Source organism: Klebsiella sp. JN_Kp121 (genome assembly GCF_040062145.1).
Lineage (GTDB): Bacteria > Pseudomonadota > Gammaproteobacteria > Enterobacterales > Enterobacteriaceae > Klebsiella > Klebsiella aerogenes.
In genome coordinates this window covers 174,950-188,272 of record NZ_JBEAHX010000003.1, presented here as the reverse complement: position 1 = coordinate 188,272, position 13,323 = coordinate 174,950, and the positions used below count along the sequence as shown (strand labels likewise).

At 52.7% G+C, this 13,323-nt stretch carries 12 protein-coding genes and 1 pseudogene; 8 read left to right on the top strand and 5 right to left on the bottom strand.

All coding sequences use genetic code 11. From position 1 onward, the window contains the following. The first annotated feature begins 70 nt into the window (after positions 1-70). Complete coding sequence (locus ABLU86_RS07865; protein WP_032712047.1) at positions 71-538, top strand: hypothetical protein; 468 nt, start codon at positions 71-73, stop codon at positions 536-538. After that, positions 535-1,041, top strand: coding sequence for a hypothetical protein (locus ABLU86_RS07860; protein WP_046883894.1), 507 nt, complete (start codon positions 535-537; stop codon positions 1,039-1,041). The genes ABLU86_RS07865 and ABLU86_RS07860 overlap by 4 nt, the downstream gene beginning before the upstream one ends. Here the strand turns inward: ABLU86_RS07860 and yieE are convergent. Next, a complete protein-coding gene (gene yieE / locus ABLU86_RS07855) occupies positions 1,019-1,885 on the bottom strand; it encodes a DNA-binding transcriptional regulator YeiE (RefSeq protein ID WP_015365699.1) in 867 nt (288 codons plus the stop codon). The genes ABLU86_RS07860 and yieE overlap by 23 nt on opposite strands. A 374-nt stretch (positions 1,886-2,259) precedes the next feature. Between yieE and ABLU86_RS07850 the strand changes: the two genes are divergently transcribed. Next, positions 2,260-3,309, top strand: a complete 1,050-nt coding sequence (locus tag ABLU86_RS07850) for a YeiH family protein (protein ID WP_045376791.1) — start codon at positions 2,260-2,262, stop codon at positions 3,307-3,309. A 97-nt stretch (positions 3,310-3,406) separates the two neighbouring features. Next, positions 3,407-4,261 carry a deoxyribonuclease IV gene (gene nfo / locus ABLU86_RS07845; protein WP_020078284.1) on the top strand — a complete coding sequence of 285 codons (855 nt, stop codon included), beginning with the start codon at positions 3,407-3,409 and terminating at the stop codon, positions 4,259-4,261. 53 nt (positions 4,262-4,314) lie between these two features. Here nfo and fruA read toward each other — a convergent pair whose 3' ends face one another. From fruA to fruB, 3 genes are read right to left on the bottom strand one after another with little or no spacing between them, the layout of a single operon-like run. After that, a complete protein-coding gene (gene fruA / locus ABLU86_RS07840; protein ID WP_046883893.1) occupies positions 4,315-6,009 on the bottom strand; it encodes a PTS fructose transporter subunit IIBC in 1,695 nt (564 codons plus the stop codon). A 16-nt stretch (positions 6,010-6,025) separates the two neighbouring features. Then, positions 6,026-6,964 carry a 1-phosphofructokinase gene (gene fruK, locus ABLU86_RS07835; RefSeq protein ID WP_015365695.1) on the bottom strand — a complete coding sequence of 313 codons (939 nt, stop codon included), beginning with the start codon at positions 6,962-6,964 and terminating at the stop codon, positions 6,026-6,028. Beyond that, on the bottom strand, positions 6,965-8,095 hold the full coding sequence (gene fruB, locus ABLU86_RS07830; protein WP_045359623.1) for a fused PTS fructose transporter subunit IIA/HPr protein: 1,131 nt from the start codon (positions 8,093-8,095) through the stop codon (positions 6,965-6,967). It lies immediately after the preceding gene. Positions 8,096-8,425: 330 nt separating this feature from the next. On the opposite strand from fruB, the gene setB reads away from it, so the two are divergent. Further along, the gene (gene setB, locus ABLU86_RS07825) at positions 8,426-9,607 is read left to right on the top strand and encodes a sugar efflux transporter SetB (protein ID WP_015706120.1); all 1,182 of its coding nucleotides are present in this window, start codon (positions 8,426-8,428) and stop codon (positions 9,605-9,607) included. Here the strand turns inward: setB and ABLU86_RS07820 are convergent. Then, positions 9,604-9,783, bottom strand: a pseudogene (locus tag ABLU86_RS07820) (YkgJ family cysteine cluster protein); the annotation flags it as partial. The gene setB and the pseudogene ABLU86_RS07820 overlap by 4 nt on opposite strands. Positions 9,784-9,874: 91 nt before the next feature. Here ABLU86_RS07820 and ABLU86_RS07815 point away from each other — a divergent pair. The 3 genes from ABLU86_RS07815 to ABLU86_RS07805 all read left to right on the top strand — a co-directional run bounded on the left by ABLU86_RS07815 (position 9,875) and on the right by ABLU86_RS07805 (position 13,322). After that, the gene (locus tag ABLU86_RS07815) at positions 9,875-11,791 is read left to right on the top strand and encodes a recombinase family protein (protein WP_181245101.1); all 1,917 of its coding nucleotides are present in this window, start codon (positions 9,875-9,877) and stop codon (positions 11,789-11,791) included. 327 nt (positions 11,792-12,118) lie between these two features. Beyond that, positions 12,119-12,982, top strand: a complete 864-nt coding sequence (locus ABLU86_RS07810) for a lysozyme inhibitor LprI family protein (RefSeq protein WP_224260471.1) — start codon at positions 12,119-12,121, stop codon at positions 12,980-12,982. After that, positions 12,972-13,322, top strand: a complete 351-nt coding sequence (locus ABLU86_RS07805) for a hypothetical protein (protein ID WP_181245100.1) — start codon at positions 12,972-12,974, stop codon at positions 13,320-13,322. The genes ABLU86_RS07810 and ABLU86_RS07805 overlap by 11 nt, the downstream gene beginning before the upstream one ends. Position 13,323 lies beyond the last annotated feature (1 nt).

Genomic DNA, 13,323 nt, shown 5'->3' with positions numbered 1-13,323 from the left:
AAACAGACAAAAAATCGCGGCTTACGGCAAAATAACGCGAGGATTGTCACAATGCTGAAGGAGTCAGCTTATGGTTTCCCCCACTCGTCGCAGCCTGGCCCCCGATGCCTTTCTGCTACTGGCGATTTTCTGCCTGTATCTATTCGTTATTGGCCTGTACGCCAGTATCACGGTGCTGGAACACTGGTTGCGGCTGCCGAATTACCTGACCGATAACAGGGAGACTTTTCTTGTCGGCGCGCTTCCTCTTGCGATTGCGGGGCTGCTGGGGCTACTGGCGGGCGTCGGAGTGAAAAAGCGGCTGATGGTTCGGCTATGCAAAGTCTTCTGCGCCTTTTCTCTTATCTATATTGCGGCTTTCGCCTGGCTGGACTGGCGCACGATGGACCACTATCGGGATAACCCGCAGTACGGCGTATGCAAGCAATACAGCAAACACACCATTTATATGTACGTGTGGAATAGCGACTGGTGCGACCATTTCGACAAAAGGGTGCAAATCCCCTCCCCCATTGCTAATAGGGAGAATACCCCGTGAAGAAACCAGCAAAAGTTGCTAACGCCGAACCGCAGGCCACTCGCGCACAGCGAATCTGGCAACAGCTAAACGCATGGCTTATTTTTCCGGCGCTAGGGGTTTACGCGCTCTATTTAGCAACCGACTATCTGCCATTACTGAAATTACGCGGTTGGCCGGACTTCGCCTCCGTTTCCTTACTGAAGGCCAATTTTACCGGCTCCGCGCTGCTCTTTTTTTCATTCGCCTGGCGGATGGGCAGAGTGCTGCGTGGTAAAACCGTCGATGGAAGTTATGAAAATCGCCTGCTGACCGCTATCGCCGGATTTACGCTGGCGCTGCTGATCGTCATCAACAGCGCCATTTTTACCTTACATTTTATGGTATACGGCTCGCCGCGCTATATTCGCTGCTGGGAACCCGTTCCCATGGGCAGCTGGCATTATGCCAGAACCCCGGAGATCTGCGTGCAGCACGGCTACGCGCCAATAAGGGATACCGCTACACCTCGCAGTAACGGATAAAGCGCTGCAGCGCCTTGGAAACGTGTTTTTGCCGATGGCGAATACGCCACAACGTGCGCGTCAGGCGCGGTAGCGGCAGCTTGAGCTCCACCAGCGTTCCGGCCTCCAGCTGCTCGGCAATGACTCGCCGCGACAGGCAGCTGATGCCTAGTCCGTGGCGGACCGCATGTTTAATGGCCTCTGAGTTGCCAAGCTCCATGCCCAGTTGAAATGCGGGCAGATGCGACAACAGCACATAATCGACGATCTCCCGCGTGCCGGAGCCATGCTCGCGCAGGATCCACTGCGCTTCCGCCAGCCGTTGCAGCGTCAATTCGCCTTCCAGGAATGGCGAATCAGGGGCGGCGAACACCACCAGTTCATCTTCAATCCACGGCTCGGCGATAATATCCGCCGCGTGGCACGGCCCTTCAATCAGGCCAATATCGACGCGCAAATCGCTGACCGCATTAATCACATCCTGGCTGTTGCCGACGCTCAGCTCCAGCGGCAGTTCGGGGAAGTCGCGGCGGTAGCGGGCGATGATTTCCGGCAGAATATAGTTGCCGATGGTGCTACTGGCATAAACGCGGATTGCGCCATTATCGCCGCGAAACAGCTGTTCTATCTCTCCAGCGCGCTCCAGTAGCGCCAGCGCCCGCGGGTAGAGCAAGCGACCATGCTCGTTGACCACCAGCCGTTTACCGACGCGGTCAAACAGCTGAACGCCGAGTTGCCCCTCCAGGTCGGTTAGCGCCGCGCTCACCGCCGACTGCGACAGCGCCAGCATCTGTGACGCCTGCGTCGTTGACCCGCTTTTCAAAACCTCAGCAAAAACTTCCAGTTGCCGTAGCGTGATATGCATAACTCACCTGTTTATTAGCCCAAGCTGGATAACCGTCAACGCTATGGTGACATAAATCAGCAGGGCTGTGGCCTGAAGGATGAAGGGTATAACCCAAAATCATTCGTGCTGCAGAAAGGCGGCAAGTGAGCGACAAATTCGTCAGGAACGAATTTGACCAGTCAAAGGCTGGCCTCCGGTGAGGGACAAGGATGTCCCTCATTAATCCCCAGGAGCTTACATCAGTAAGTGACTGGGGTGAGTAAACGCAGCCAACACATCTGCAGCGCGAAGGATGAAGGGTTTATCACTTATTCCGATAGATTATAAATATATAATCAATTTTATTTTTAAACCAGCCAGTCGTATTCTTTGCCCAGACAAAGGAGAAGGTTATGACAGCACTCACTTTACCCACTAAACATCGCACCCTGTGGCATTTCGTCCCAGGCCTGGCGCTGACCGCCGCGTTGACCGGCGCCGCCCTGTGGGCAGGCAGTTTCCCTGCTATCGCCGGCGCGGGCTTCAGCGCGCTGACGCTGGCTATCTTGTTCGGCATGGTGGTCGGTAACACCGTTTATCCCAAAATTTGGCAGTCCTGCGACGGCGGGGTGATTTTCGCCAAGCAGTATCTGCTGCGCCTGGGGATCATTCTTTATGGTTTTCGTCTGACGTTTGCCCAGATTGCTGACGTCGGCGTCAGCGGGATCCTGATTGACGTACTGACGCTGTCCAGCACCTTCTTTATCGCCTGTTTCCTCGGGCAGAAGGTTTTCGGGCTCGATAAACATACCAGCTGGCTTATTGGCGCCGGTAGCAGCATCTGCGGCGCCGCGGCGGTCCTGGCCACCGAGCCGGTCGTCAAAGCCGAAGCCAGTAAAGTGACGGTCGCCGTGGCGACAGTGGTTATCTTCGGTACTATCGCCATCTTCCTCTACCCGGCGATGTATCCGCTGCTGGCGCACTGGTTCACTCCGGAAACCTATGGCATCTATATGGGCTCCACCATGCATGAAGTCGCCCAGGTCGTTGCCGCCGGTCACGCGGTTAGCCCGGACGCCGAAAATGCCGCGGTTATCGCCAAAATGCTGCGCGTGATGATGCTGGCTCCGTTCCTGCTGTTCATTGCTGCTCGTGTGAAACAACTGGCGCCAGCCGGTAACGGCGAAAAGAGCAAAATCACCATTCCGTGGTTTGCCATTCTGTTTATTCTGGTGGCGGTATTTAACTCCTTCCACCTGCTGCCGAAAGCCGTCGTCGATATGCTGGTCACCCTCGATACCGTACTGCTGGCGATGGCGATGGCCGCGCTGGGCTTAACCACCCACGTCAGCGCACTGAAAAAAGCCGGTGCGAAGCCGCTGCTGATGGCGCTGATGCTGTTCGTCTGGCTGATTGTTGGCGGCGGCGCGATTAACTTCGCTATCCACCACCTGATTGGCTAAGCAGTAAGTTTTCTCGTCGATATTCATTCATTGCTGTAACTCTCCGGTTAAGCCGCTATCATTACCCTCCCCCCAGCGGCTTAACTGGAGTTTTTTTATGAAATATATTGGAGCGCACGTTAGCGCCTCCGGCGGGCTGGCCAATGCCGCCATCCGCGCCGCGGAAATCGAAGCGACCGCCTTCGCCCTGTTCACCAAAAATCAGCGTCAATGGCGCGCCGCGCCGCTCACCGACGAAGCGATTGCCGAATTCAAAGCCGCCTGCGAAAAATATCACTTCGGCCCGGGGCAGATCCTGCCGCACGACAGCTACCTGATTAACCTCGGTCACCCGGTCGAAGAAGCGCTGGAGAAATCCCGCGAGGCGTTTATCGATGAATTAACCCGCTGCCAGCAGTTGGGATTAACGCTGCTCAACTTCCATCCGGGCAGCCACCTGCAGCAGATCCCGGAAGATGAATGCCTGGCGCGTATCGCTGAATCCATCAACATCGCGCTGGCGAAAACCGAAGGCGTGACCGCGGTTATCGAAAATACCGCCGGTCAGGGCAGTAACCTCGGTTTTAAATTTGAGCATCTTGCCGCCATCATTGACGGCGTTGAAGACAAATCCCGCGTTGGCGTCTGCATCGATACCTGCCACGCTTTCGCCGCCGGCTATGACCTACGCAGCGCGGAGGAGTGTGAAAAGACCTTCGCCGAATTCGAACGGATCGTCGGCTTCCAGTATCTGCGCGGCATGCACCTGAATGATGCCAAAAGCGCTTTTGGCAGCCGCGTCGACCGTCACCATAGCCTGGGTGAAGGCAATATCGGCCATGATGCTTTTCGTTGGATCATGCAGGATAACCGTTTCGATGGTATCCCGCTGATTCTGGAAACCATTAACCCGGATATCTGGGCGGAAGAAATTGCCTGGCTGCGGGCGCAGCAGACCGCCGAAGTGGCCTGAATCCAGACACAAAAAAAGGGCCGACAAATCGGCCCTTTTTTATTGCGCTTATATTACGCCGCTTTTTCAGCTTCCGCCGCCGGCGCTTCCGGGCGCTTCAGCACCGCGTAAGAGAGACCCGCAACCAGCGTACCGGCAATAATCGCCAGCAGATAACCCAGCACCGGAGTGATGGCGCCTGGGATCAGCAGAACGAACAGACCGCCATGCGGCGCCATCAGTTTCGCGCCAACCGCCATCGAGATAGCGCCGGTCACCGCGCCGCCAACGATACAGCAAGGCAGTACGCGCATCGGGTCACGTGCGGCGAATGGAATCGCCCCTTCGGTAATGAAGCACAGACCCAGAACCAGCGCCGCTTTACCGCCTTCACGCTGCGATTTATCGAACTTGTGGCGGGCAATCAGCGTCGCCAGGCCAAGCGCCAGCGGTGGCACCATACCGGCCGCCATAATCGCCGCCATCGGCGCATAGGTTTGAGTACTCAACAGACCCACACCGAAAGCATAAGCCGCTTTGTTCACCGGGCCGCCCATATCGGTACACATCATGCCGCCAAGGATCGCGCCGAGCAGCACCGCGTTCGCCGTCCCCATGGTTTGCAGCCAGTGGGTGAGCCAGGCCAGGATACCCGCCACCGGTTTACCGATCAGGTAGATCATCGCCAGACCAACAATCAGGCTGGAAATCAGTGGAATGATCAGAATCGGCTTCAACGCTTCCATACTCTGCGGCAGTTTCAGCTTAGTACTGATTAACTTCGCCACATAACCGGCAAGGAAACCGGCGATAATACCGCCGATGAAGCCGGAACCGCCGCTCACGGCCAGCATACCGCCGATAAGACCAGGCGTCAGACCCGGACGGTCAGCGATGGAGAACGCGATAAAGCCTGCCAGTACCGGCACCATCAGCGCAAAGGCTGACCCGCCGCCGATTTGCATCAACGCCGCCGCCATGGTGTCTTTCACTTCAAACGCTTTAATACCGAACGCGAACGACAGCGCGATACACAGACCGCCCGCGACCACCATCGGCAGCATGTAGGAGACGCCGGTCAGCAGGTGACGATAGGCGCCAGCCGACTCTTTTTTACCGTCACCGGAGGCCTGCGGTTTGCCGGATGGCTGGTACGGCTTCGCTTCAGCAACGGCTTTATCCAGCTCCTGCGCGGTTTTCTTCAGTGCCAGTCCGGTGGTGGTGCGATACATCGGTTTACCGGCGAACTTCGCCAGATCGACTTCGATATCGGCGGCGACGATCACCAGATCCGCCTGCTCCACCTCTTCCGGAGTAATGGCATTACCGGCCCCCACGGAACCACGGGTTTCCACTTTCACCCACCAGCCGCGTTTTTTAGCCTCGGTTTCAATGGCTTCCGCCGCCATAAAGGTATGAGCTACGCCGGTCGGACAAGCGGTAACGGCGACAATACGTTTCTGCCCCTGGGCGGCGGCCGGAACGGCTACCGCCGCTGGCGCAACGTACGGCTTAGCGTGATCTTTCGCTTCACCCAGGAACAGCTCCGGATGGGCGACAGCACGGTTAATATCGCCCAGAAAGACGTTTTTACCGTTCAGCGCGCTGTCAGCCGGCAGTGCGGTTCCCAGCACGATGGCCAGTTCGGCATCGTTCGGGTTATCAATCAGCTCAAGGTGCGCTTTCTGCGCCGCGGCGCTGAGCAGGGTCTTCGCCATGTAGGCGCGAGCCTGGCCAAGCCCGGCATCAATAATCAGCAGCGTTTTCATTATGCCTCTCCTGCTGTCAATTAAAGGGTTGTAAGTCGACGCGCGCCATCATTGCGGCCAACTGGGTACGATCGGTAATGCCAACGTTGCTCTGGCTAACGGCCAGGGCGGCGACGGCGGTCGCCAGGCGCAGGGTATGCTCGCTGGATTCACGCATCAGCAGGCCGTAAATCAGGCCGCCGACCATCGAATCACCGGCGCCGACGGTGCTGACGACTTCTACTGAAGGCGGTTTGGCAATCCATTCGCCGGAGGCGTTAACCCACAGCGCACCCTCTTCGCCTAACGAAATCACCACGTGGGCGATACCTTGCTCGCGCAGCGCATGGGCGGCGTCGATAACATCTTTCATCTCCGGCAACTTGCGGCCAGCCCAGATTTCCAGCTCGCGGCGGTTTGGTTTTACCAGCCACGGCGCGGCTTTCAGCCCTGCAACCAGCGCTTCGCGGCTGCTATCGAAAATAATGCACGGGCACTGGCTGCGCAGGCGCGTCATCCAGTCGGTAAAGGCTTCCGGACTCACGCCGGACGGCAGGCTGCCGCTGACGCAAACCATATCGAACTGCCCCAGCCAGCTCAGAGAATCATTAACGAAACGCTCCCAGTCCGCCGGGGTCACTTCGAAACCGGAGAAGTTGAAATCGGTCACTTCGCCATCTTTTTCCGTCAGCTTGACGTTAATACGGGTACGCCCCTGCACCACCTGGAAGCGGTTGGCGATACCCAGCTCGCTAAACAGCTGCTGGAAGCCATCCTGGTTATCTTTACCGAGGAAGCCGCCGACGGTGACGTCGATGCCAAGATCTTTCAGCACCTTCGCCACGTTGATACCTTTGCCTGCCGCATGCAGGCCAGTGGTACGTACCAGGTTCACTTCGCCACGTTCGATTTCCGGGGTGAAACCCACCAGGTCGTATGCCGGATTTAAAGTAATCGTTGCTACACGTCTGCTCATTTATGCGCCCTCCCCAAGGCCTGCGGCGATCGCTTCGCCAATCGCATCCAGCGCTTGTTGCGCATCTTCACCCTGCGCGGTAAAACGCAGACGGTGACCTTTTTTCACACCCAGCGCCACGACCTTCATCAGGCTGCGGCCATTGGCCGGCTTGCCGGAACCATCGAGGTTGGTAACGGTAATGTCGCTGGAGAATTGTTTAATCGTATTCACCAGCATCGTGCCCGGACGTGCGTGCAGCCCGTGCTCGTTGCGTACCACAAACTCGGCGTTCAGCACGTCTTCAGCAATGGCGTCGTCGCTGGTCAGCAGCGCCAGCAGCGTGGCGGCGTCGGCTTTCAGCAGATGCTCCGCTTTTTTATCAATAAGCAGATTGCTCAGGCGATGAAGCACCGCGGTCGGCTGCTCATCGGCCATCGCGACGGTGATCAGCAGCGCCACCGGCTGCCCGTCAGCGGTAAACGCATTGGCGGCGCGACTCACGGCAACGGCGCTGCGCAGGTTGCCTTCCGCACAGTCGTTCAACCAGATCCCCTGGCCCAGGTTGAGCGGCGCATCATTAATAGTGCGGCTGACGAAATCGGCGTTTACCGCCCCCGCCTCTTTCAGCCGCGCGGCGTTCAGCGCCTGCAGCGTCAGCAGATCGTTGGCGACCACGTCGAGGCTCAACGTTTCGTTGTCGAGCTTCAGCGCTTCGCTTTGCTTTTCGCCCATCAGCAGAGCGCGCAGTTCTTCTGCGGTGGTGACGGTTCTCAACTGTTCAGCCACCGAATCGTCGCTCAGGACGTGCGTCAACTGACGCAGCAGACCGAGGTGCTCGTCGGAGCTGGCGGCAATACCGATCGCCACATAAGCGGTTTGTCCTTCTCCCCAGGTCACGCCCTGCGGGAACTGATACACCTGTACGCCCGTTTTCAGAACCTGGTCGCGGGTATCGGTGGTGCCGTGCGGAATAGCGATGCCATTGCCGAGGAAAGTGGAGGTCTGCTGCTCGCGGGCAAGCATACCGTTAACGTAGCCGTCAGCCACATTACCCGCGCTAACCAGCGCGCCAGCAATCTGACGTATTGCCTCTTCTTTATTCGCGGCCTGCTGGCCGGGATGGATATCCTGTACAGATAACTGGAACATAGTTCTCCTCTCCGCTGAATTGAATCGTTTCAGCTAACATGAGAAAAAATACGCCACCCGATGACTGGATAATACTCTGATGACGCTGAAACGTTTCAATGAGTCTGTACCTTTCTTGCGCACTGCGCAAGTAAACTCCGAAGGCTGATAACAGAATTTAGAGATACCGCACATTTTTGCTGAAGCTAATGGTGAAATGCGCCATTGGCTTCAGCATTTTGCTGAACAACATAATTTGAAACGCCTTTTTAATTTTTCGTGCCATACCACTATTTATTTTATGGGTGTCGGCGTAAACTTCGCCTCTCCTGAAACCAATGATATTCCAGCATGCAAAACAGTAGCGCCGCCCTTCCCCGCCGCGGGTTCGACTTAACCTCCTCCGCTTTTCTTATCGTCGCCTTTCTGACGGGGATCGCCGGAGCCTTACAAACCCCGACCCTGAGCCTGTTTCTGACCAATGAGGTGCACGTGCGCCCGGCAATGGTCGGCTTCTTTTTTACCGGCAGCGCGGTCATCGGCATTCTGGTAAGTCAGTTTCTTGCCGGGCGTTCCGATCGTAAAGGCGATCGCAAGCAGCTGATTGTCGCCTGCTGCCTGCTGGGGGTGCTGGCCTGCGTGCTGTTCGCCTGGAACCGCAACTACTTTATTCTGCTGTTCGTCGGCGTCTTTCTCAGTAGTTTTGGCTCCACCGCCAACCCACAAATGTTCGCCCTCGCCCGCGAGCACGCGGACAAAACCGGGCGCGAGGCGGTGATGTTCAGCTCCATTCTGCGCGCGCAGGTCTCGCTGGCGTGGGTGATCGGCCCGCCGCTGGCCTACGCGCTGGCGATGGGTTTTGGTTTTACCGTGATGTATCTCAGCGCCGCCGTGGCGTTTATCGTCTGCGCGCTGATGGTCTGGTTCTTCCTGCCCAGCATGCGTAAAGAGAGCAAAACCGCCGGTGGTCATCTTGAAGCGCCGCGCACCAACCGCCGCGATGCGCTGCTGCTGTTCAGCATCTGTACGTTAATGTGGGGCACCAACAGCCTCTATATCATTAATATGCCGCTGTTTATCATTAATGAACTGCATCTGCCGGAGAAACTGGCCGGGCTGATGATGGGGACCGCCGCCGGGCTGGAAATCCCCACCATGCTGATTGCCGGTTATTACGCGAAACGTTTTGGAAAGCGCTTGCTGATGCGCATTGCCGCGCTTGCCGGACTGCTGTTTTATGTCGGTATGCTGACTGTCCATACCCCGGCTCTGTTGCTGGCGATGCAGGCGCTGAACGCGATTTACATCGGGATCCTGGCCGGTATCGGTATGCTCTATTTTCAGGATCTGATGCCGGGCCAGGCGGGCGCGGCGACCACGCTGTATACCAATACCACGCGCGTCGGCTGGATCATCGCCGGCTCGCTGGCGGGCGTTGTCGCGGAAATCTGGAGCTATCACGCGGTGTTCTGGATTGCGCTGGCGATGGGAATTATCGCCCAGGGCTGCCTGTGGCGGATTAAAGACGTTTAAGGCGCGGTCAGCGCTTCGAGATGAATAAGATAAGCCATCGCCTGCTGACGCGTGCTGCCGCACATTTCCGCGGCCGGCTGTAAACCTGCACAGACTTTAGGGCGCAGCGGCGAGGCAAAAATCTTGCAGCGCAGATGTTCATCCAGCTGCACGCATGGGGTGTTGGCCGGCTTGCCTAATATACAATTACTCATTGTTTAAAGTTAACATCATTACTGTTAGCATCACAGCCGTCTTATCATTGCTCTACAAAGGACGTCACACTCTATGAAGCCAAAGTTGTATTCGTATGTGCGTTTTTCATCTGTGAAACAACGGGAGGGTAACTCGCTGGAGCGTCAACAAGATACTGCGCTAAGAATTGCATCCCGCTATGACCTCGAACTTGATACAACAGCTTTCCACGATCTCGGTATGTCAGCGTTCAAAGGTAAAAACGCGCATGAAGGGAAGCTATCAGAGTTCATTAAGCAGATTGGGGTCAAAGTTCCTGTTGGATCGTGGTTGGTAGTCGAAAATCTTGACCGTATAAGCCGTGATGATGCCTGGAGTGCGTTGGATATTTTCAAAAGCATACTGAGTAAGGGAATAGTCGTTGTTACTGGCATGGATGAAAAGGTTTATAAGTATGCGGATGTAAAGAATAATCCAACCGACCTAATCATCTCATTGCTAATGTTCACCCGTGCACACGATGAATCGTTAACAAAAAAGAATCGGGTTGAATCCCAAGCCCGCTCTCTGATAAGACATAACCTAACAAGAGAACCTGGAACGCCAGCAAGAGCAATAGAATCTGTGGGTCAAAATGTCTGGTGGGTAGACACCAAATCAGGATATGTTACCCCACACCCAACGTATTTTGCGGCAGCGCAGAAAATTATAGAACTAAAACAAAGCGGTGAAACTCTTCTTGGAATCCAACGATATCTTAACGAACACTATCCTGCTCCTAAAAAGAGGGTTTATAAAGACCAGACAGGCCAAGCACTGACGTCCAAAACGGAACAATGGGGCAAGCATTTAATTCGAACCTTCTTGAATCCTACTGTTCATGGGCAAAAAGTCTTTACGCTGGATAAGCGCGATGAATCAGGTATTGTTATATACGATCCGGATTCAGAAAAGCCATTGAAGGAAACGTTCACTATTCCTGATTACTACCCGGTATTGATGTCAGAAATAGACTATCTGACACTATCAAAACTGGATCGACACCGAGCGGTTACTCGAAGCTCCTCAAAATACCCTGAGGGCAACCCTGAGCCCGAAATCCCGTTACTATCAGGCATTGGAATTCTTTTCTGCGGGAAGTGTGGGTCCTTTATGTTCAAATCAGGTTCAAACAAAAACAAATACCGTTATATCTGTGGCTCAAAAATTGTTCAGGGTAAGCCTTGCGGTAAAAAAGGTTTTACGTCATATCAACTTGAACACACTATTTTGCAACTAATCGCTGATCACGTCTGGAACAACCATCAAGAAGATAAAACAGCCTGGTACGAATCTGAGATTGCAAAGGCCTCAGAATCTATTGATAAGCTTCTGAAACTGGCAACCCTAACGGACAGCCTCGAAGAGCTAGCAGAACAGATTAATTCAAACAAACATAAAAAAGTGACGCTTGAGAGAGAATTTCATCAGTACAAAATCAACCGTTCAGAAATTCAAACTACGGGCTGGGAGCAATTCCAACATTTCGATGTTCATGACACAAAGAATCCTAACCGTAAGCAGATTAGATTGAAGGTAAAGCAAGCCATCAAACGCATTGATTGTTATGACATTGATGGGCGGCATGGTCATTTCGAAGTAACCTTCGCCGACGAGACAAAGCAAAGAATAGTGATTAAGTTCAATCGCAACCGATCTCCTGGCGTTTCGTATGTAGAAGCACAAACTGTCAATGATCATGACTTACTAAAAATGCAAGGACTTGTGTTGCACTCCTTCATTGATGAACTGATTTCGCCTGACAAATTTGCGCAGCATATTAAGGAAAAACACGAAGTCAGTCTTCTTAACCCGACGTATATAACCGAGTTGGAAAATAGCGCAAGCCGAGACAAAGACAATGGAATGACTATCATAGTGGATGGATCTACAAGCAAAACTTATGCAACTGTCAACGGTACCAAGTACGAGATTAACTCGTTGGAAGACTTAGAAAAATTTTCACACTAAACTCCCCCCTTGCCTACCAGACAAGGGGAACCCCCCAATAACGTAAAGACACATTACACCGCATAACGTTGCCGCCGGGTCAGACAAAACGTCAGCACGGCCCCCTTCAAATAGCAAATAAAACCTTTTAAATCAATATATTGATTATTATTTCCGTCATCATTTGTTGATTTCTACACCACAATATTGATCGATAAAAACGATTGATTATGCAATCTTGATAGCTCGTACAGATCAATATAAAATGAGAATTACACAGCTAAAAGAACTTATGTACCCCATTACAACGAGATCTTAGTAACGACTAAAACAGGGATGATCTAAAACATGAAACTGTTAAAATCATACAAAATCATTATCTTACAATCGTTGATTCTTTCAGGCACAGCACTTGCAGCATCAGGCGACTTCAATGGTTTCCGCGATATTGGTTCTATAGATGAGCTAATGGCACTTCCACAAGAGGAGCTTTGTTCGAACGGTGGACCATCGCGAAATGAAATCCATCAAATACTCCTTAATGAACCGCTAACCCTATCTATGTATCAAAATGATCCAAATGCAGCCCGCATGCTTATCAATGAACAATCCCAAAATATCAATGCCAAGATTAAACAAAAATGTTCAACCAAAGAGAATGTTTCCACTCGAAAACTTACAAGAGCAATGCTTCGTAATGAAGAGGAAATGTGCAAAGCTGGTGCGCCAACAAAAGATGAACTCAAGGTTCTTATAAAAGAATCGAACGAAATTGATGAACAACTAAGAGCAATGCCTTATGAAGGACGCCTTCTTATGGAGGAGGCTGCAAAATTAAATGGGACTACACTCCGTGAAATGTTCATAGATGATGTTACCAATGCTGCGGCTAAAAATTGGCAAAAAGCCTGTTCAGAAAAATCATATATTAAAAAGAGTGAAAAAAAATCCACGCAAGAAAGAAAGGACAACAATCCGTCTTCAAATATCAAAAACGAAGATAACTCCGATGTCAGTCAAAAAGCATATAACATCAGCGATCAAAAATTAAACGACACATGGAATAAGTTGAATAAAGATATACGTAAGAAATTACTACCTTCACAGAGAGAATGGATAAAGTCAAAATCTATTTGCAATGGTAATTGGGTATGTCTCACGGATATGACGAACAAACGTATTTTTGAACTGGAAGCTGAAAATGCAAGCTAATGAGCTGGTTAGAGTATTGAAAAACGACTGGCTGGAATCACCTTGTAGTAACTTCTGCCACGGGAAATATACGGTTGGCCGATTTCATCTAACAGATGTTTTCATCGTAAAGTATATGATGCTTGTACATAAAATCGATATACCGGACTCATGGGTTAGTAATATTTTCACTAACATCTCAGATACTGAAACCCGCAAGGTTATGTATATGGAATACAGTGATATGTTATCGAATGACACTATGAACGAGATCCGTAAAGCGGTTAAATCTCCACCAGCCAACATGAGATTATATCGTAATAGAGATCAAGTGACTAATATAGAAATCATGGCAAAATGAA